We start from the raw sequence: 19,233 nt of genomic DNA, 5'->3' as shown, positions 1-19,233 counted from the left end.
CCGTGACCATCGCTCCCGAACAGGCCTCCTGGTTCGCGGAGACGTTCTCGATCGTCGCCGCCAACGTCGAACAGGCGATCCTCGGCAAGCGGCATGTGATCGAACTGGCGCTCGCCGCGGCCGTCAGCGGCGGTCATGTGCTGCTCGAGGACTTCCCCGGCACCGGCAAGACGGCGCTCGCCCGCGCCATCGCCCAGACCGTCACGGGCACGAGCACGCGCATCCAGTTCACCCCCGACCTGCTTCCGGGTGATGTGACGGGCATCACGGTCTACGACCAGAAGGAGGGGGCGTTCGAGTTCCATGCCGGCCCCGTCTTCGCGAACATCGTGCTCGCAGACGAGATCAACCGCGCGAGCCCGAAGACGCAGTCGGCGCTGCTGGAGGTCATGGAAGAGGGCACGGTCACGGTCGACGGCGTCACGCGTCCGGTCCCCTCGCCCTTCCTCGTCATGGCGACGCAGAACCCGATCGAGCAGGGCGGCACCTACCGGCTGCCCGAGGCGCAGCTCGACCGCTTCATGATCAAGACGTCGATCGGCTACCCCGATGAGGCGGCGACCATGCGCATCCTCCAGGGCGCAGCGCAGCCGAAGCACGTGCTCGACGGCATCGTCGGCACCGACACCATCCTCACGATGGCCGAGATGACGCGCGGCGTGTACGTGAATCCGCTGGTCTCCGACTACATCATGCGCATCGTCGATGCGACGCGTCGCGCCTCCGAGGTGCGTCTGGGTGCCAGCGTGCGAGGCGCGATCGCGCTCTCGCGCCTCGTGATGACCTGGGCGGCGAAGAGCGGGCGCACGTTCGCCACGCCCGACGACGTTCGGGAACTCGCGGTCGTGGCACTCGCTCACCGCCTCGTGCTCGAGCCCGAGGCCGAGTTCGACGGCGTCACCGCCGTCGCCGTGGTGGGGCAGATCCTGCTCGACGTCGAGCCGCCGCGCGAGAACGGCACTGCGTGAGCTTCAGCACCGAGTCCCGACTGACGCGCACGACGGCGGGCACCAGCACGTCGACGCGCACGTCGACGGTCACGCGCTACGACCGCACGCGCCGAGGACCCGTCCGCGGCGCGGTCTTCGGCGTCCGTCGCGCCGCTCGCACCACGCGTCGCGCTGCCCGCACGGCCGTCGCGTGGGTGCGCGAGACGGTCACATCGGCCGGGATGCTCGTCATCGTGGCCCTCGTGCTCTGCATCGCCGCCGGGCTGCTCTTCGGATGGGTGGAGGCGTGGGCGGTAGCGGCGATCGCGCTGGTGCTGCTGATCGCCTGCGTCCCTTTCATCCTCGGCACCCACGACTACCGCATCGAGCTGACGCTCGACCGCGACCGCGTGGTCGCCGGGGCCGAGATCGGCGCGACGCTCGATGTGCGCAACAACAGCGATCGTCTCTCGCTGCCGGGCATCGTCGACGTTCCCGTGGGGGAGGGGCTCGTCGAAGCGCACGTCCCGCTGCTGCGCCCCGCCGCGCATCACCGCGAGCAGCTCACGATCGCCGCCCACCGCCGCGGTGTCATCGACGTGGGACCCATGACCATCACGCGTGGCGACCCGATCGGCATCCTCCGACGGGAGCTGCGGTGGCCCGACGTCCAGCGCATCCATGTGCACCCGATCACGGTTCCTCTGCCCAGCACGAGCGCGGGCCTGATCCGCGACCTCGAGGGCACGCCGAGCACGACCCTGGTCGATGCCGACCTGTCGTTCCACGCGGTGCGCGAGTACGTCGTGGGGGATTCGCAGCGGCACGTGCATTGGAAGTCGACCGCCAAGACCGGAAAGCTCATGGTGCGCCAGTACGAGGAGTCGCGCCATGCCCGCATCGCGATCATCCTCGACCTCGACGCGGAATCGTACGAGAGCGACGACGAGTTCGAGAACACGGTCAGCGCCGCCGCGTCCCTCGCCTTGCAGGGTGTGCGTGACGGCCGCGACGTGCTCTTCTCGGTGAGCAACGAGATCCCCGAGCACAGCCGCGCAGAGGTGCTGTCGATCCGCACTCTTCCCACCGTGACGCCCAAGGCGCTGCTCGACGCCACCTCGACCATCGACCCGGCCGACCGCGTGATGCGCCTCGAGGCCGTCGCCGCGCTCACCGCGCAGTCCTACCCCGACCTGTCGATCGGATTCCTGCTGACGGGCTCGCGCATGCCGCTCGAGCGACTGCGCCATGCCGCGGTCAAGCTTCCGGCGGCGGTCGAGGCCGTTGCGGTGCGCAGCGAGCTGGGAGAGCAGCCCACGATGCGCACGGCACGCGAGCTCGCCGTGATGACGCTGGGCGCGCTCGGCGATCTTCCGCAGATGCTCGCCCGTGGAGCGCTGCGATGAGCGCCGCAGGGCCCCGGCGCGGCGTCGCGAAGTCGCGACGATCCTTCGCGCTCTCGGCCCTCACACTGTGGGCTCTCGGGTACGTGCTCGTCGGGGTCGGCCTCGCGACGGCGGCGGCATGGCCGGTGTACGAATCGCCCCGCGCGCTGGCGGTCGGTCTGATCGGCGGACTGCTCGGCATGGCCGTCGCCGTGCTGACGCGGGTGCTCCGGTGGGGCGTTCTGATCGGCTCTCTCGCGGCGGCAGGCACCTACCTCGTCGTCGCGGTTCCCCTCGCGATCCCCTCTGCTCTCACGTCGCTCCCCGCGTTCCTCGGCGGACTCCGCGATGCGGTGCTGGGGGTCGTGCTCGGCTGGAAGCAGATGCTGACGCTGAACCCGCCGCTCGGCGAGTACCAGGCGGTGCTGATCCCGTTCCTCGTCGTGATGCTGTTCGGCACGTTCATCGCGACTCTCCTCGTGCTCTCAGGCGGGCGTCGGGCCACGATCGCGGTTCCGGTCGTGACCGCGATGAGCGTCTTCGGCATCGCCTTCGGAGTGAGCGGCACGACGGCTCCCGTCTCGGTGCTGGGCGTGGCGCTTCCGGCGCCGCGGGAATGGCTCATCGGCGTCGCGCTCTTCGTCGCCTCTCTCGTCTGGCTGGTCGGTCGCTCGCGTCTGCAGCGTGCGCAGGCGCTGCGCACCGTCGCCGCGGCGAACATCTCGCGTCGGGCGACCCCCGTGTGGCTGACGATCCGTCGTCACCTGCTGTCGGCAGGGCTCGCCGTGGTCGCACTGATCGCCGGATTCGCGGTCGCACCCGCGGCGGCCGGGTGGAGCGACCGCTCGGTGCTGCGCGACGAGGTCGAGCCCATGATCGTCGTGCAGCAGCAGGCGAGCCCGCTCAGCGCCTACCGCTCGTGGTTCGCCGGCGGCACTCTCGATGACACCGTCGTGCTGCTGGAGGGCGACCCCGGTGCGATCGAGCGCCTCCGGCTCGTCACTCTCGATTCGTATGACGGCGAGGACTTCCACATCGCGCCCGACGACCGGTTCAGCAGGCTGCCCCGCACCGCGATGCCGGGGGCCGGGCGCGTGTCGCTCGGGATCACGGTCGGCGATGCCTACCGCGGCATCTGGGTGCCGTCGCCTGCGGGTCTCGCGGAGGCGCCGGACTTCTCGGGCTCGCGCGCCGATGCGCTCGCCGACGGCTTCCACGTGAACTCCGGCGGCGACACCGCGATCACCGTGGCAGAGGCGCCCGGCGGCGGTGAGGGGCTCGTCCCCGGTGACCGTTACACGGTGCTCGTGGACGCCCCCGGTGCACCCGGCGAGGTCGCCGCGCTGCAGGGCGGCGCCTCGAACCTCGACACCGACCTGTATCCCGCGCTCACCGAGTGGGCCGAGATGCAGGAGCAGCCCCGCACCGGAGCCGGATACCTCGAGATCATCGATCGGCTGCGTTCGCGCGGCTACCTCAGCCACGCGCTGATCGACGACGACGCGGCAGCGGGGTGGATCGCGTCGCTCAAGGAGTCCGAGGGATACGCGTTCGCGCCGAGCTATGCGGGGCATTCCGCCGCCCGCATCGAGGAGCTGTTCACCGACCTGGTCGAACAGGAGCGAAGGGCCGGGGCCGATGCCGCACCCGAGCTGCTCGTGTCCGCTGTCGGCGACGACGAGCAGTTCTCGGTGGCGGCCGCCCTCCTCGCCGAGCACTGGGGCCTCGAGTCCCGCGTCGTGATCGGCGCGCGGCTCGCGGCCGCGGAAGAGGTGCCGGGGATTCCGGCCTGCACCGAGACCTGCACGGGTGCGAACATGAGCGCCTGGGTCGAGGTGCGGAGTTCCGGCGGCGAGTGGATGCCGGTCGACACGACCCCGCAGTATGCGATGCTGCCGAGCTCCATCACCGAGGGAGAGCAGCTGCCGGAGCATCCGACCGTGCCGGAGCAGCCCCGGTCGGAGGCGCTGGATCCTCCTCAGGCGCAGAGCGATTCGAACAACGATGCGCCGCCGCTCGAGGCGCCGCAGTCGGAGGTCCTCGCTTTCCTGCTGCCCATCCTCAGAGCTGTGGGACTCAGCCTGCTCGCGCTCGCGCTGTGCGCTCTGCCGTTCCTCGTGCTGCTGCTCGCCAAGAGGCAGCGCGCCAGAACCCGCCGCACGGCCGAAGACCCCGAAGTGCGTCTCGCCGGCGCCTGGGAGGAGCTGGTCGACGTGTACGCCGATCACGACGTGCCGATGGATGCCGAAGGCACCCGAACCCAGCGGGCTCTGTCGACCGACCGCGAGGCCGCGGACCGGCTGGCGGTGCTCGTCGATCGCGCCGTCTTCGCCGAGCACCCACCGACCGACGACGATGCGACCGCCGCCTGGGCGATCGTGGATGCCGAGCGGGCGGAGCTGGCAGCATCCGGCAAGTGGTGGCGCCGCGTCGTCAGGCGTGTGCGGCCGACCTCCTTCATCGGTCGGATGCGGGCTGCGCGCGGTCGGGGTTACCCGGGAGCCGGGCCGGCTCTCGCTACGCTCGGATGGACCGCGTCGCTCGGCGACCGGAAGAAGGGGAACTCATGATCGCGCCTGTGGATAGCGGCTACGTGACGATGCTCGCCATCGTCGGCGGTGTCGGCGTGCTCGTCGGCCTGGCCGTCTACGTCTGGTACGCCCTGGCGCTGTCGCGACTGTTCCCACGCATCGGCGGTGAGGGCTGGAAGGGCTGGGTGCCCGTCCTCAACGAGGCCGAGATCCTGGCGCGAGGCGGAGTGCCTGCGTGGTCGGTGGTCTTCTACTTCATCCCGATCGTGCAGCTGTACGGCATCTACCTCAAGGTCGTGGCGACCCACCGCATCAATCGGAGGTTCGGTCGGGGCGCCGGCATGACCGTGCTCGCCATCCTGCTGCCCCCGGTCTGGGCCACCGTTCTCGCCTGGGGCGCGCCGCCCCACCCCGAGGGTGAACGACTGGCCGCGCTGCAGTCGGGGCCTCGCCGCAATGCGCAGCCCGCCGCCGCACCCGCCAGGGATGCGTCGGGATACACGATCCCGTCTCTCGCGCCGCACACCCCGAGTCAGCCGGATGCCCCGGCGCTCGTGTTCCCGGACTACGCCGCACCGACCCGCGCGACCGCTCAGTCGGATGCGGACGCCGCAACCGGTGCGCTCGACGCTCCCACGGGCTCTGGGAGCGTCACTCCCTCTGCATGGGGCGCGCCTGCGCAGAAGCCGCAGACTCCGGTCGGGCCTCCGCCCGTTCCCGTCGCCGGGCAGCCTCCGGCTCCCGGTGCGCCCGCAGCATCGTTCGCTCCTCCGCAGCCGCAGCCGCAGCCGCAGCCGCCCGCTCCTGCGTTCGCGCAACAGCCTCCCGCGCCGGCGCCTCCCGCACCGGGGCACGCGCCGCAGCCGCCTGCTCCGCGGCCCCCCGCGCCGGTGGCTGCGCCTGCACCCGAGTCTCCTGCACCCGCTTCTCCTGCACCGGAGCCTTCTGCACCCGGGTCCCCTGCGCCGCCCGTCGATGCACACCCGACGACCGGAATCATGGCCGCGATGGGCGGCGACCCCGTGGCCCCCGTCGCGCCGCAGCCCCCCGCATTTCCGGAGACCGTCGCTGAGGACGTCGTGCCCCAGCCGCCCGCCCCTCCCGCGCCCGCATCCGCGCCTGGGTCCCCGTTCGAGACGCCGACAGGACACACACCTTCCGCGCCCCTCGGCGGAGAGCCGCCGCGGGCGGTCCGGCCGGCTCCACCGTCGTTCCGCGACGGCGGGGTCTCTGACCAGCATCCGCAGATGCCGACGATCCGCCCGGTGCCGACCGCTGCCGCAGACGTGTCCGCCGCAGACGTGTCCGCCGCGGACGTGTCCGCCGCGGAAGAACTCCGTGCGGCCGCAGAGGCGAGCGCGGCAGGGGCTCCGGCTCCGCCCGCCCCGCCCGCTCCTGCCGCGCTATCCACGGATGCGCCTGCCGCGCCTGCCGCGGATAGGCCTGCCGTGCCTGCTCCGGAGTCTTTCGCGATGCCCCTCGGCGGCCTCGCGGCCGACGTCGACAAGACGGTCGTCACCCCGCGTCCGACGGACGACGTCGACGACGACCTGGACGCCACGGTCGTCGTCGCCCGTCGGCGCGGCGTGCGTCGCTCCCTGGTGCTCGACGACGGACGCACGTTCTCGCTGTCTGGCGCGAGCGTCGTGATCGGCCGCAATCCGATCGGCGAGCCGGGCGAGCAGCGGCTTGCGATCTCCGACACGACCCGCACGCTGTCGAAGACGCACGCTCGCCTCGTCGTGCACGACGACGAGTGGCGCCTCACCGATCTGCACGCCACGAACGGCGTCGTCGTGGTCGAGGAGAACGGCACGGAGACACTCCTCGACCCAGGTGAGAGCGTCACCGGCAACGGCCGGTTCATCCTCGGCGAAGTGGGGATGCATGTGATCGCGGAGCGCGACTCGTGACCGTCTCTTCCGTCGTGCTGAACGTCGCCTCCCTGACCGACACCGGCCTCAAGCGCACTGCGAACGAGGACTCGGTGCTCGTGGCTTCGCCGGTGTTCCTCGTCGCAGACGGCATGGGCGGTCATGAGGCCGGCGATCGAGCGAGCGCTGCAGTGGTCGCTGCGTTCGAGCCTCTTCGTGGGCTCGCGGTCGAGGTCGCCGATGTCGGCGACGCATTGAGCCGAGCGTCGGCGATCGTCGACGACATCTCCGCCGAGCACAAGCGCGGAGCGGGCAGCACGGTGACCGGTGTCGCACTGGTCGATCACGAGGGCGCACCGCACTGGCTCGTCTTCAACGTCGGCGACTCTCGCGTCTACCGCCACCACAGCAACGAGCTGACCCAGCTGACGATCGATCACTCGCTGGGGCAGGAGCTGGTCGATGCCGGCGAGCTCCGCGCAGAGGACCTCTCGTCGTTCTCGCAGCGCAACGTCATCACCCGGGCGATCGGCGCGCCCGACAGCACGGCCGACAGCTGGCTGCTGCCGGTGGTCGACGGCGAACGACTGCTGCTGTGTTCCGACGGGCTCAGCGGCGAAGTGAGTGACGAAGCCATCAGGGCCACCCTGACCATGAACGGGCGCCCCGAGACGGCCGCTGCGGCTCTCGTGAGCCGGGCGCTCAAGGCGGGTGGTCGCGACAACGTGACGGTGGTCGTGATCGACGTGGTCTCCGGCGGCGCACGCAGGCGTCCGGATGACAGCGCGGCCGATCACGAGGCCGCATCCGCCTCTCTCACCGACTCGAGCCTCGAGGGCACGACGATCCCGGTACGCGTCAGATGACCGACGACGAGTCCGAGGTCGAGGAGACCGTCATGCTGACCCGTCGTGATCGACGCCGGAACGCATCAGTCGCTGCTTCGCCGACTGCTCCGCGTGAGTCGGAGGCGGTGGACGCATCCGCAGTCGAGCCGGTGCGTTCCGACGACTCAGCGGATGCCGGCGACCCCGTCGCGGCTGAAGGCTCTCCGGGGCTCGACGATCTCGATGAGGCGACCGTCGTGGTCGACCGCCGTCCCGGGCGGGTCGAGGAGGAGTCAGCTGGCGATCTCGATGAGGCGACCGTCGTGGTCGACCGAAGCTCGTCGGGGTCCGATGTGCCGGCCGATGTTCTCGCAGGAGAGCAGGAGCAGGAGCAGGAGCAGGAGCAGGAGCAGGAGCAGGAGCAGGAGCAGGAGCAGGAGCAGGAGCAGCTCGTAGAGGAGCCGACCGTGCTCGTCTCCAGGACCCCGCGGCGCGTGCGACGGAAACGATCCGAGCGCTCCGACGAACAGGGCGAAGCCTCCGCCGATGCCGCCCCCGGTGTCGAGACCAGCGCCGCACCCATCTCTTTCGAGGCGCCGACCGATGCTCCGGCGCCCGAGATCTACCGACCGCGTCCCGCGCCCCTCGGTCCTTCAGCTCCGCCCGTGGTGATCGGTGCCGCCGCTCCCACCCGCGCGGTGGACCAGGAGCTCCCCTCGGTCGCGAAGCAGGGACTGCGCTGGAGCATGGCCGCGCTTGTCTCGTTCGCCGCGGCCTGCGTCGTCTCGGTCGCCGGGTTGGTGGCGTTGGGCTTCGTCATCTTCGCCTGACACTCCCACCCGGACGGGGGCATCATCGCTCAGCGCCGACGCTCTCCCACCGGCCGCTGGGCCGCCAGGGGGCCCTGGAGCGAACGCGCCTTCCAGTTGAGGATCAGGAGGGTCTCGAGAGCAGCGGACAGCGCCACGGCGTAGATGACGAGCGCGACCCATCCGTCGGAGCCCACGGCGGTGATGGCGGAGAAGACCATCGCGAAGACGACCACCAGCCCGACCAGCGCGATCAGGCGATCCGCCGCCGCGCTGCTCTCGGTGTGCCCGCCTCTCGCGGCGAGGGCGAAGGCCCGAACCGAGGCGACCACGAACGCGGCGCTGAGCAGCAGGTTGCTGGGGAGTGAGACCATCCCCGGTGCCGCTGTCTGCTTCCAGAGGTCGAGGGTCAGCAGCACACCGACGAGACTGACGACCACCAGGATCGCCGCGACGATGCCGCGCGCACGCGCGGAACGACGAACCCGGTCAGGCGGAGAACTCGTGGAAGACGTCATGCGATTCCCCTCTGCGGCACAGCTCGCCTCAGCTGGCTGCGAAGTCGGGCCAACCGGTCGCCTTGGCGGCGACGCCTGCGATCTGGCTCTTGGCCGAGTCGATGGCGTTGTCGAGCTGCACGTTGGCGCTGGCGATCTGGATCAGCGCCGCGGCGAGCGCGCCGACCATCGCGAGGATGCCGGCGGGTGCCGCGATCAGCGTTGCGAGGGCGGCGATGCCGGAGATGAGTCCCGCGACCAGCGTTCCCAGCGTGGTCCACATCAGCGTCGTGAAGGTGTCGAGGCCGCCGGCCAGCTTCTCGAGGCCGCCTGCCACCGGATTCACGATGGCGGATTCGAAGTCCGAGAGAGTCGTCCGCTGTGCGGCGGTGGTCTGCTCGTAGCGCTCAGCGCCCTTTCCGCCCCACTCCTCGTCCGTCTGCAGAGCGGAAGGATCGATCTGGTCCTTCGCGTTCGACAGCGGTGTCGCGAGGTCTGAGCGCCAGGTGCCGGCGAGGGCGCGGATCTGCTCACGGTAGCCGGGGCGCTCGTACGGGTCCGAGATGACATCCCAGAATTCGCCGAGACGCTCGGTGAGCCAGTTCCAGGCGTCCAACAGGCGGTCGGCCGCCCATTGCAGCCAATCCCAGACGTCCGACAGAAGGTTGTTGACGTTGTTCCGCGCCTCTTCGATGCGCTGCTCGATGTCTTCGACCAGCTGACCCCAATCGGGGGTTCCCGAACCGCTCACAGGGATGGACATTGACGCCTCCAGTCGTTGCGGTCGACCCGCAGGTTCATTCGGACTTCGTTCACAGCTGCACGTCCCATGCGCCGTTGATCGTGCTGACCGTCTCGTCCTCGCGGGCGATGAACAGGTCGCGTACCTCGCGGAGAACCTGGGCGCCGTCAGCCGCCGTGGACGATCCGTCCGCAAGATAGGTCGATACCGCGTCGACGATCTCGGTGTACTGGGCGTAGAGCTCGTCACCCTTCCAGCAGAACGCCGCATCCGAGGAGCGCATCGAATCGGTGGCGGACGCCGCGGTCGAGAGCGTCGACGAGACGCCGTCCCACACCGTCGCATCACTGCTGAGAGCTTCGGATGCGACCCTGATCTCTTCCGGTGAGAGCATCGTCTCAACCTCCCCTTGTCAGCATTCTGATCATCTCGACCGGATCGGCCATTCCCTCGGCATACTGCGCGAGCGGAGTGCCCTCGAAGGGGAGCACCGGCGTGGCCGCGGCGACGGAGGCCTGCGCCTTCGAGAGAGCGGAGCGGATCGCGTCGGTGACGTCCCCGCCGTCGGCCGTGCGCAACCAGCTCTCGTCGAGTCGGAGCCCGACGATCGTGCCCCTGCTGTCGAGATCGACCTGAGCGTTGCCGCTGCTGTCTTCGCCGCCGTGCACCTGAGTGGCGCGCTCGCTGAGCTGAGAGAGGGTCGAGCTCAACTGCGTCGAGAATGTCTCGATGAATCGATTGACATTGCGGTGGAAGACGTCTCCGTCTGCCGATGCCACGAGCTCCGAGATCTCGTTCGCGGCGATCGCGGGGGATGGCGCAGGCGGCGCTGCGACATCGGGAGCTTCGTCGCTGAAGCTGGCTCCCCACGCCTGAAGGCGAGCGAGGAGCACCGTGTTCACGGTCTCGAGAATGACGCCGGACAGCTCTTCGGGGCGGATGGATGCGCGCCAGAAGCTGCCGATCGTGATCTCGATGGACGGATCGTCGAACCGGACGGAGACCTGTCCGGTCGGATCCTCGGCGGTCTCGGAGCTGGTCTGCTCGAGCGCCTCGCGCATCTGCGCGGTCTTCTTCGTGAGCTGGTCGTGCAGCTCGTAGATCGCGTCGTTATCGTGGGCCATGCAGTTTCCCCCCCCGGGTGAGCATCATCGACCGTCCCACCGTACATGATCCGAGTGCACGCGGCCCAGGGGGCATCGAGCGCACCGCGGGGTTCAGAGAGTTGTGCCCCTACCGCCGGAGCCGGGCCCGGGCACGTTGAGCAGCCCGCCCTCGCGTTCGGCCTCCACCGGATCCACGGCAGGCTGCTCTCGGCGGCGACGCAGCACGATCAGGATGCCGAGCACGCCGAGGAGGGCCGCTCCGCCGATGGTCGTGAAGAGCGCGGCCTCCCGCGTGAGCAGGAAGGGTGATGCGCCGTGGTCGGGGTCGACGGCGGCGGCGGGCGGGCGGGCCGCGCTCCCGGTGGTGTCGAAGTAGGGGCTCACCGGCCCTCGGGTCGTCTCGTCCGGAAGCAGCTCGATGGCGGCGAGCGGCTGGATGAATCCCCATCCATTGACGTCGTCGCGATTGTCGGCGTCGTCTCGAAGGGCCGTGGCGGTGAGTCGGTACGCCCATCCGGCCGGTGGATCCTCGGGGTGCGCTTCGGCCACCAGCGCCGCGGCCGCGCTCGCGTATCCGGTCGCGAAACTCGAAGCGGGGGCGTCGGCGGCGAAGATGCAGTCTCCGCCGCCGAGCGCCGCGCTCAGCACATTCATTCCGGGCGCCGTCACGCCGACCTGGGGGCCGTGGATCGAGGCGTCGTTCGCGCGGCCGCTGGCGTCAGCGGCGCTGACGCCAAGGACCTGCTCGTACGCTGCGGGGTAGCGAGCGCCGTCTTTCGCGTCGGGGTCCGATGCCCTGTTGCCGCCGCTCGCCACGACCAGGGCGCCGACGGCTGACGCATGCTCCACCGCCGCGCGGAGGTCGGGGGAGTCGGTCGACTGCGAGATCGAGACGTTGATGATGTCGGCGCCGTTGTCGGCTGCCCAGTGGATGCCATCCGCGATGCGCTGCGACGTCGGTCCGAAGCCCTTGTCCTTGTCCTGCTGCTGGTCGCTGCGGAAGACCCGCACGGACAGCAGTCGGGCGTCCGGCGCGAGCCCGACGACCCCGGACTCTGCGATCGGCTGCGCGGCGATCTGCCCGGCGATCGCGGTGCCGTGGCCGGTGGTGTCGCTCAGACCATCGGCCCGCTCGCCGTCGCCGACGAGGTCCACACCGCCGATCACGACTCCGGCGAGATGCGGATTCCCCGCATCGATGCCCGAGTCGACGACGGCGACGACGACTCCTCTGCCTGTGGCGACGCGGTTGGCGTCCTCGGCTCCGAGCAGTGCGAGGGCGGGCGGGGCGTCGGGGCTGTACACCACGGTGCCCGGAGTGCACGCCTCGCCGGCGGTGGCCGCCGGCACGGTCGAGTCGAGTGCCGTCGCTGATGCCGGCGCGCTCGTCATGACCGCGCCGAGCGCGATCGCGCCCACCAGGAGCGTCGGAAGGGCGACTCTGCGACGCATCACTTCGCCCCTGAGCCGGGCGACTCTCTGGCGGCATCGGACGTCAGCGCCGGGCCTGCCGCGAAGAACTCGATCCATGCGTCGGACACTCGCCCGACGTCGTCGGGGGAGTAGCCGAGTTGAGCGATGGGGCCACTCGCCGCATCCTCCGCGCTCTGCTCCGCAGTGGCACCGGGGATCGCGAACGCGGTGCCGGACTCGTCGATGAGCACGGCCAGGCCGGCCGCCTCGTCGGAGCCTCCGCTCACTTCTACGAGTGCGCCGCCGCCGACCGAGACGTCGACGCCCGAGCGCTGCTCGGGGAGCTCGGCCGTGGTCGCGCCGAGCACGGTGCGAGCGTCGTCGGTGACCGTCGCGCACGGCGTCTCGCCGGCTGCGAGGGTCGTGAGCGGCAGAGTCGGCCAGTCCTCGCCGCCGACATACGGACGCGTCTCCACGTCTGCGACCTCGGCCGGCGACACCTCCTGCTCGGCGCCGGCCTCCTGGCCGCTGCCGAGCAGGTAGAGCTGGTAGGCGAGCGGACTGAGGCGAGCGAGCTGGCCGGTCGCGAGCGCCACGTAGCGCTCGTCCGCCGGACTGCCCTGCGTGTGCACGATCGTCCCCGCCGTCAGATCGGTGCCGGGAACCGAGGCTCCGACCGCGTTGAGACGGATCGGCTCGAGATCCTCGCCCGATTGGAAGAGATTGAGCCAGCGCCCGTCGACCTCGAGGATGTCGCTGGTGCCGAGTCCGACGGCGCGGAGCACCGCGTTGGCGTCGTCTGCGGGAACCGCGTAACGGAGACCCCCGGCGATCACGAACAGCTCATCGCCGCGCTGGACCACAGCGCCGGTCCCGGTCGAGACCTCGGCGATCGGCTTGCTCGACAGCGATACCGATGCGCCGGCGGTGTCGTCGATGCAGGCCGTCCACGAGGAGTTGATCAGCGCGCTCGGAGCCGGCAGGTCGTCCGGCGCGCCGAGGATGCCGATCGACGGTCCGACCGGGATGCCGTCGAGTGCGGCCTGATCCGTGCGCACGACCTTGAACTCACCGGCAGGGATCAGCAGGCGTGCGCTGGCCGTGTTGATGACCGGGTACAGCGTTCCTTCGACCGAGACGTAGCGGGCTCCGGTGTCGGTGGCGACGATCAGACGGTTGTTCTGCCAGTCGCCGGGTAGTCCCGGCTGCATGATCCCCCAGAACACCCCGACGAGGATCACTCCGATCGTGAGTGCGACTCCGGCGACGACCGCGCGCAGCGGCTTCGCAGGGTCGAGTTCTTTGCCTCCGGGGGCCCCACCGGTGAACGCCGAGAGGAGTCGTCGCCTGCTGAAGCCCTGGGCCTCGATCAGATCCTTCTTGGTCGCCATGGGTCAGACGAGCCCGGCAGTCGTGACGCCGAGGGGCAGCAGCAGCGCGAGTGCGATGACCTCGACGGAGTCGCCGAGCCTCGTGAGCCGCAGACGTGCCTTCGGCGTCAGCAGGGTGAGACCCACCAGGATCACGGTGGCGACGACGAGGATGAGGAGCATCCAGGTGCGGACGTCGGGGAGGGCGAGGGCCACCGTCACGCCGGTGACGGCCAGCCCGATCGCTCCGATGGCCATCAGCACGAGCACGCCGAGGCGGGCGTAGATCTGGCGCGACTGGAACATCATCCCGACGAATGCGAGCACGCACAGCAGTGCGCCGGAGACGCCGCTCGCGGCAACCAGCGGCGTCGCGGTCAGAGCCGCGAGGCCGAGCGCGGCCCGGAGTGCGATCAGGGTGCGCGTTCCCGCGGCTGCGCGACGCTTGACCTCGTCGGCGTCGATCGGCTCCGGGGCCGCGAACATGTCGGCGTCGCTCTGCGGCGAGATGACCCGGATGCGGGTGGAGCTGAGAGCGAGCCACGGGATGCCGTTCGCGAGCAGCGCGGTGGTCGCGAGCATGATCGCGTACGGCGCGAGGGCGTCGCCGAAGATCGCAGCGGTGGTCGCGGTGATGCCGATCGAGGCGCCGAGCGCGATCGGGACGAGATGGATCTCGGGCTTCTCCTGGGTCACGGCGAGGCCGACGCCGCCGACGATGACGAGGCCCAGCCCCATGGCGGCGAGCGGCCACCCCCAGATGCTCTGGACCGGAACGGCGAGATAGCCCGCGAGCCCTCCGTAGGCCGCCGCGGTGAGTCCGAGTGCGTGCCCTGCCTCGGGCTGGCGGAGGCGCATGAGCACGGCCGCAGCGACGCTGAGCACGATCGCCCCCGAGGCCGCGATGATCGACGGCAGGAGAGAGGTCGGCGGTGTCGCGACGAGGAGGAGAGCGCAGAGGGCGAGAAAGGTGAGACTGACGAAGAGGGCGGTGCGCGAGCTGTCAGCCGGCGTCCAGGAGCCGTGCTGCTCGGCAGTGGCGTCGATCACCGCTTCGACGACGTCGTCGTAGACGCGCGGCTCCTGCATCAGGCCACCGCGGACGAGCGTCAGCAGCTCGCCGTCGTGCACTCCCTGCGCCGCCGCCCCGCGTGCGGGGTCGAGGGGAGTTCCGTCGGCCCGCTGCAGCGAGTAGCCGCCATGGGTGAGCGTCGGGTCGAGCACACCGAGGCTCCGCGCGAAGCCGGGGATGATCTCGACGAGCGGGATCTGCGACGGCACGCCGACATCGAGCCGGCGGTCGTCGCTGACGACGGAAAGCCGCAGCACGGTGCCTGCCGTTGCGCTGCTCTGAGTCATGGAACGATGCCCCCTCCATGGTGTGCGGCCGAGCGGGAGGAGACCCGTGGCTGCGCATTCCGCCTTTCACCCTAGTTGAGGCGTGCGGCAACGCGTAGTCGCGCGGCGGGACGTGTTCTCCATCGACCGCACGATCGTCTGCCCGAAGCAGGACTCCTGCTCGCATGTGGACGGACTCCGCGGTTTCTCCATCGAACGCATGAATGCTGCACGGATACGGCTCGTGTTCTGGCGCATCCCGACGATCTGATCTAGCCTGGCTCCTGAAACGAATCGTGGGGGGTTGTTTCGAAGTCGTCCCAACACAGGGATGCGCTCCCCCGCACGTGTGTCCGTGAGGACCGGAGGGAGTGAGTTATGGCTGATGTCATCTCCGCAGAAGAGGGGGCTCTGCGCCGCGGAGCCCAGGCGGTGCGGGAGACCAAGTCCGGGATCGACCAGCAGACCAAGAAGGTCCGCAGCGAGATCGAGCAGCTGCGTGGCTTCTGGACGGGTGCGGCTGCCGCATCGTTCTCGACGCTGATGTCCCGCTGGGATGAGCAGGCTCGTCAGCTCAACGAGGTCCTCGTGACGCTCGAGGATGCCCTCGCCGGCACCGAGCGCGACCAGGCTGCAACCGAAGAAGCTCACCAGCAGACCATCTCGGGCCTCGGCTCGATGATGGGTTCCTGAGCACAGACCACAGAGATTTCAAGGAGAACATGATGCAGTCGATGTCAGTTCGCCCGGAGCAGGTCAACGCTCTGGCAGCGCAGATCCGCAGCGGGTCGCAGGGTATTCGTTCAGAGCTCGACCGTCTCGAGTCCGAGGTCGGCAAGCTGCGTGCGGCGTGGGATGGTTCCGCGCAGCAGGCCTACGACCAGGCTCAGGCCAAGTGGAACCGCTCGCTGAGTGAGATGCAGCAGCTTCTCACCCAGATCGCGGGCAAGACCGAGGAGATCTCGGGCCAGTACGTCCAGACCGACAAGTCGGCCGCAGGGCGTTTCGGAGCCTGATCTCCGCCGCGGGCCCGACGCAGAGATGCGCCGGGCCCGCGCCGTCTGCCGTGCCCTCCGCCGATCGTCGGATGGCAGGGCAGATGTCAGTGTTGGCACCGTATGTGAAAGAGGAGGGGGCATCGATGAGCATCGCGATCGACATCGACCAGATTCTGGCAGAGCTGAAGCGCATCGCGCGGGATGCGCAGCAGTTCCCGGCTGCGGCGGAGGTCCGTCAGTCCGAAGGTGGGGTGACCCCTGCACTGGCCGACTTCCGCGACTCGGTTAGTCGGGTCGCAGAAGGCATGGGCACCGCGACCCAGAACTCGGTCGACGCCCTGAACGAGGTCAGCGACGCGATCCGCTTCGCCGTCACCGAGCTCGCTGAGCAGGATGCGGCGCTCGCCGACGACGCGAAGATCGTCCTCGCGTTGCTCGACTCCGCTGCTGATCAGAGCACGAGTCCCGCTCCCGTCCCGACCGGAACGGCTGCGGGAGCGACCGGCGGCGCGTCGGGAAGCGACGAGCCCGACGAGGCCGACTACTGATGAGCCCCCGTCGATCGATCGTGACCGCGATCGGAGGTATGGCGCTGTGCGCGGCACTCGCACTGCCCTCCGGTGCGTCTGCGGCGACCTCGAGCGACGGGCTCTGGTACTTCGATCGCGGTCGGGTCCAGGAGGCGATCGACGCGGGTTTCGACGGATCTGGCGTGACGATCGCCGTCATCGACACACAGGTGAACCCCGACGCGCCGGGTCTGCGTGGCGCGGACCTGCAGGTCGCCGAGGATTCCTACTGCTACGACTCCTCGGCCCAGCCGTATCCCGCCGTCTCCACCGATTACGCGGCTGCCAACCACGGCACGAACGTCGTGTCGATGATCCTGGGCACGGGTGAGGCCGTGGGCGGGACGCCCATCAAGGGTGTCGCACCCGGAGCGACCGTGCGGTACTACAACTCCATGATCACGACCGCAGTCGGCGAGGGCACCGACATCGAGTCGACGTGCCTGCAGAAGAACGGGGAGCTGATCGACGCAGGTCCGGACTCCATGGACCGCTATCCCTCGGGCCTCGCGAAAGCGATCTCGGATGCCGTCGACGACGGCGCCGACGTCATCTCCGTATCGCTCGGCGGACTCATCGACGCGGCCGATGCAGTGGCGAAAGCCCATGCGGCAGGCGTGATCGTTCTGGGCTCGCTGCCCAACGTCGGCGGCGTCGGCGACTGGCCTTCCTCCTACAACGGCGCAGTGGCCGTGCAGGCGTTCGGATCGGACGGGCAGATCCAGAAGTCGTCCTACGATCCTGCTCTCGCGGAGCCGTCTCCGAATATCAGCGATGACGTGAAGATCGCAGGGCCCGGCCTCGGCGTCATCGCGCAGGGCACACCGGAGTCATGGGACGCCCAGCAGCTGCGCTCGGGAACATCGTTGGCGACGCCGATCGTGGCGGGCTTCCTCGCGGTCGCGAAGCAGAAGTATCCCGAGGCGACCGGCAACCAGCTGCTCCAGAGCCTCATCCACAACACAGGCACCAAGGGCGAGCACGAGCCGGAGTGGAACAACGCCACGGGCTACGGTGCCGCATCGCTCACCGGGATGCTGGCTGTGGACCCGACGAAGTATCCCGACATCAATCCGTTCTTCGTCGCGGACGACGAGAATGCCGTGCCGAATCAGCGGAATGTCGACACGGAGCGCGAACTGCTCGATGCGAGCAGCCCATCTCCGAGTGCGGAGCCCGGCGAGGGCGGGGAGTCGGCGGAAGGATCGGCGCTGACGCCGTTCTTCATCGGCGGAGGAGTGATCCTGGCGGTCCTGGTGATCGGCGGCGTCGTGCTCGCGGTCGTGCTCACGAGGGCATCGCGACGACAGAAGACAGAACAAGGGGGCAACAATGGTCGGTAAGAATGAAGCGGAGCTCAACAGGATCCGTTCGCTCGAGGACTGGCGGATCCCGCGGGCCGCGTCTCTGCGCACCGCGCTGACCTCGCTCGACCGAGCGCTCTCGGCTGTGATCGACTCCACCGGCTGGGACGGCGAGACAGCACAGGAGGCGCGGAAGTCCCTGTCGACACTGCAGCAGAACTTCCGGATGATCGACACGTTGGTCGGGCAGCTCACCGACACGATCGAGATCGCGAACAACTACCGGCGCAACGCGGCTGCGGCCGAACTGCCCTCGGCGCAGGTCGACCCGTTCTGGGCGAACGCCGCGAAGATCGGCTCCGTCGTCGTCCATCCGGTGCTGGGGCCGATCGCCGCCGACAAGGCTCTCGACGTGATCGGGGGTTTCCTCGGAAATCAGCGCGAAGAGCAGGCGGCGAAGGTCGTCGACGGCATCAAGCGCGGTCTCGCGCCGTCAGCGGAGTCGATGAAGGCGTCGGCGGCTACGCTCGCGTCTTTCGACCCACGCGTCGCGATGGCGACCCCGCCCGAGAAGCCGGTTCCCCCCGGCACGGAGATCGATGCTCCGGAGATCACGTATCCGGGTGGTGGATCCTCTCCCGGAGGTTCCGTGCCGGGCGGTGGCGGGCAGCCGTCGATTCCGACGTTCCCGACCCACCCCGGTGGCGGTGGCGGTGGCGGAACCGTCGGCCTTAATCCCGGCGGATGGGATCCGACATATCCCGACGGATGGGATCCCACGGATCCTGACGGCTGGGATCCCAACGACCCCGGCGGAGTGGATGGAACAGACCCCGACGGCTCGGACAGCGGAGGCGACGATCCGTCGGTCGACTTCCCTGGTGGCGGAGTGCTCCCTGGGGGTCCCGGCGGAACCGGTGGCGGCGGCTACCCCGGAGGCTCCGGAGGATCCGGGTCGCTGCCGGGCGGCTCGCTTCCCGGAGCATTCGTCCCCGGTGGCGGGGGTGGCCTGGGCGGCGTCGTCGGCGGCGGTGCGGGAGCTGCGGCGATCGCCGCGAGCTCGAAGATCGCCAGTGCCGGTGCCATGGGAGGCATCGGGGGCTCGGCATCCGGCGCAGGGGTCAAGGCGGGCGGCGGACTGCTCGGCAACTCGGCGTCCGGCGGTGCTCGCGGAGCCGGCACGGGCGGCATTGCGCGCGGCGGAGTCGGTGGTGTGGGCGGCGTCGGTGGCATGGGCGGTGCAGGCGGCGCGGGTTCGGGATATGCGGGCTCGGCCGGCGGCGGTGCGTCCGGCGCGGCAGGTGGCCGACCCGGCATGGGCATGATGGGCGCCGGCGGAGCCGATGAGGACGACAAGCCCAAGCGCTCCGGCCTCGGCGGCCCGATCGCCCCGAAGCTCGAGGACGAAGAGGAGCGGGGCCCGCGTGCGAAGAGCGCGCAGGCCGGCTCCCGTGACGAGCACACAGACTGATCCGCGGGGCGGAGGTGAGCGTGGGCGGCGCATGCCGTGCACGACCTCCGCGTCTGCGCGCTCAGTGGTC

General features: G+C 70.0%; 18 protein-coding genes. 11 read left to right on the top strand and 7 right to left on the bottom strand.

Translation table 11 applies throughout. From position 1 onward, the window contains the following. Window positions 1–2 precede the first annotated feature (2 nt). From ACIP5T_RS09030 to ACIP5T_RS09005, 6 genes are read left to right on the top strand one after another with little or no spacing between them, the layout of a single operon-like run. On the top strand, window positions 3–968 hold the full coding sequence (locus ACIP5T_RS09030) for an AAA family ATPase (RefSeq protein WP_400864685.1): 966 nt from the start codon (window positions 3–5) through the stop codon (window positions 966–968). After that, the gene (locus ACIP5T_RS09025) at window positions 965–2,335 is read left to right on the top strand and encodes a DUF58 domain-containing protein (protein WP_400862454.1); all 1,371 of its coding nucleotides are present in this window, start codon (window positions 965–967) and stop codon (window positions 2,333–2,335) included. The genes ACIP5T_RS09030 and ACIP5T_RS09025 overlap by 4 nt, the downstream gene beginning before the upstream one ends. Further along, entirely contained in the window at window positions 2,332–4,884 is a 2,553-nt protein-coding gene (locus ACIP5T_RS09020) for a transglutaminase domain-containing protein (RefSeq protein ID WP_400862452.1), read from the top strand. Before ACIP5T_RS09025 ends, ACIP5T_RS09020 begins: the two co-directional genes overlap by 4 nt. Next, a complete protein-coding gene (locus tag ACIP5T_RS09015) occupies window positions 4,881–6,758 on the top strand; it encodes a DUF5684 domain-containing protein (RefSeq protein ID WP_400862451.1) in 1,878 nt (625 codons plus the stop codon). Before ACIP5T_RS09020 ends, ACIP5T_RS09015 begins: the two co-directional genes overlap by 4 nt. Further along, window positions 6,755–7,585, top strand: coding sequence for a PP2C family protein-serine/threonine phosphatase (locus ACIP5T_RS09010; RefSeq protein WP_400862449.1), 831 nt, complete (start codon window positions 6,755–6,757; stop codon window positions 7,583–7,585). The genes ACIP5T_RS09015 and ACIP5T_RS09010 overlap by 4 nt, the downstream gene beginning before the upstream one ends. Then, entirely contained in the window at window positions 7,582–8,376 is a 795-nt protein-coding gene (locus ACIP5T_RS09005) for a hypothetical protein (RefSeq protein WP_400862447.1), read from the top strand. Before ACIP5T_RS09010 ends, ACIP5T_RS09005 begins: the two co-directional genes overlap by 4 nt. A gap of 29 nt (window positions 8,377–8,405) precedes the next feature. Here the strand turns inward: ACIP5T_RS09005 and ACIP5T_RS09000 are convergent, their stop codons facing one another. From ACIP5T_RS09000 to eccD, 7 genes are all read right to left on the bottom strand, one after another. Beyond that, entirely contained in the window at window positions 8,406–8,873 is a 468-nt protein-coding gene (locus ACIP5T_RS09000; RefSeq protein ID WP_400862446.1) for a hypothetical protein, read from the bottom strand. A 28-nt stretch (window positions 8,874–8,901) separates the two neighbouring features. Beyond that, on the bottom strand, window positions 8,902–9,615 hold the full coding sequence (locus ACIP5T_RS08995) for a hypothetical protein (protein WP_400862444.1): 714 nt from the start codon (window positions 9,613–9,615) through the stop codon (window positions 8,902–8,904). A gap of 49 nt (window positions 9,616–9,664) precedes the next feature. Next, on the bottom strand, window positions 9,665–9,988 hold the full coding sequence (locus ACIP5T_RS08990; RefSeq protein ID WP_400862442.1) for a hypothetical protein: 324 nt from the start codon (window positions 9,986–9,988) through the stop codon (window positions 9,665–9,667). Window positions 9,989–9,992: 4 nt separating this feature from the next. Continuing rightward, window positions 9,993–10,718, bottom strand: coding sequence for a hypothetical protein (locus ACIP5T_RS08985; protein WP_400862441.1), 726 nt, complete (start codon window positions 10,716–10,718; stop codon window positions 9,993–9,995). A gap of 93 nt (window positions 10,719–10,811) precedes the next feature. Next, window positions 10,812–12,152: a S8 family serine peptidase gene (locus ACIP5T_RS08980; RefSeq protein ID WP_400862440.1), complete on the bottom strand. Its 1,341-nt coding sequence runs from the start codon at window positions 12,150–12,152 to the stop codon at window positions 10,812–10,814. Next, on the bottom strand, window positions 12,152–13,504 hold the full coding sequence (eccB, locus tag ACIP5T_RS08975; RefSeq protein WP_400862438.1) for a type VII secretion protein EccB: 1,353 nt from the start codon (window positions 13,502–13,504) through the stop codon (window positions 12,152–12,154). Before eccB ends, ACIP5T_RS08980 begins: the two co-directional genes overlap by 1 nt. Before the next feature lie 3 nt (window positions 13,505–13,507). After that, window positions 13,508–14,842 (bottom strand): type VII secretion integral membrane protein EccD, encoded by a 1,335-nt coding sequence (eccD, locus tag ACIP5T_RS08970; protein WP_400862436.1) that lies wholly within the window; start codon window positions 14,840–14,842, stop codon window positions 13,508–13,510. Window positions 14,843–15,199: 357 nt separating this feature from the next. Between eccD and ACIP5T_RS08965 the strand changes: the two genes are divergently transcribed. The 5 genes from ACIP5T_RS08965 (at window position 15,200) to ACIP5T_RS08945 (ending at window position 19,163) form a co-directional block, all read left to right on the top strand. Next, entirely contained in the window at window positions 15,200–15,514 is a 315-nt protein-coding gene (locus ACIP5T_RS08965) for a WXG100 family type VII secretion target (protein WP_056309991.1), read from the top strand. 41 nt (window positions 15,515–15,555) lie between these two features. After that, on the top strand, window positions 15,556–15,837 hold the full coding sequence (locus tag ACIP5T_RS08960) for a WXG100 family type VII secretion target (RefSeq protein ID WP_079113895.1): 282 nt from the start codon (window positions 15,556–15,558) through the stop codon (window positions 15,835–15,837). A 125-nt stretch (window positions 15,838–15,962) separates the two neighbouring features. Next, on the top strand, window positions 15,963–16,367 hold the full coding sequence (locus ACIP5T_RS08955) for a hypothetical protein (protein WP_400862434.1): 405 nt from the start codon (window positions 15,963–15,965) through the stop codon (window positions 16,365–16,367). After that, complete coding sequence (locus tag ACIP5T_RS08950; protein ID WP_400862432.1) at window positions 16,367–17,731, top strand: S8 family peptidase; 1,365 nt, start codon at window positions 16,367–16,369, stop codon at window positions 17,729–17,731. Before ACIP5T_RS08955 ends, ACIP5T_RS08950 begins: the two co-directional genes overlap by 1 nt. Then, window positions 17,721–19,163 (top strand): hypothetical protein, encoded by a 1,443-nt coding sequence (locus ACIP5T_RS08945; RefSeq protein ID WP_400862430.1) that lies wholly within the window; start codon window positions 17,721–17,723, stop codon window positions 19,161–19,163. Before ACIP5T_RS08950 ends, ACIP5T_RS08945 begins: the two co-directional genes overlap by 11 nt. Window positions 19,164–19,233 lie beyond the last annotated feature (70 nt).

Origin of the sequence: Microbacterium sp. NPDC088619, from assembly GCF_044752825.1 — a bacterium.
Classification (GTDB): Bacteria; Actinomycetota; Actinomycetes; order Actinomycetales; family Microbacteriaceae; genus Microbacterium.
The sequence above is the reverse complement of the archived record's forward strand: the minus strand, read 5'-3'. Positions and strand labels throughout refer to the sequence as shown.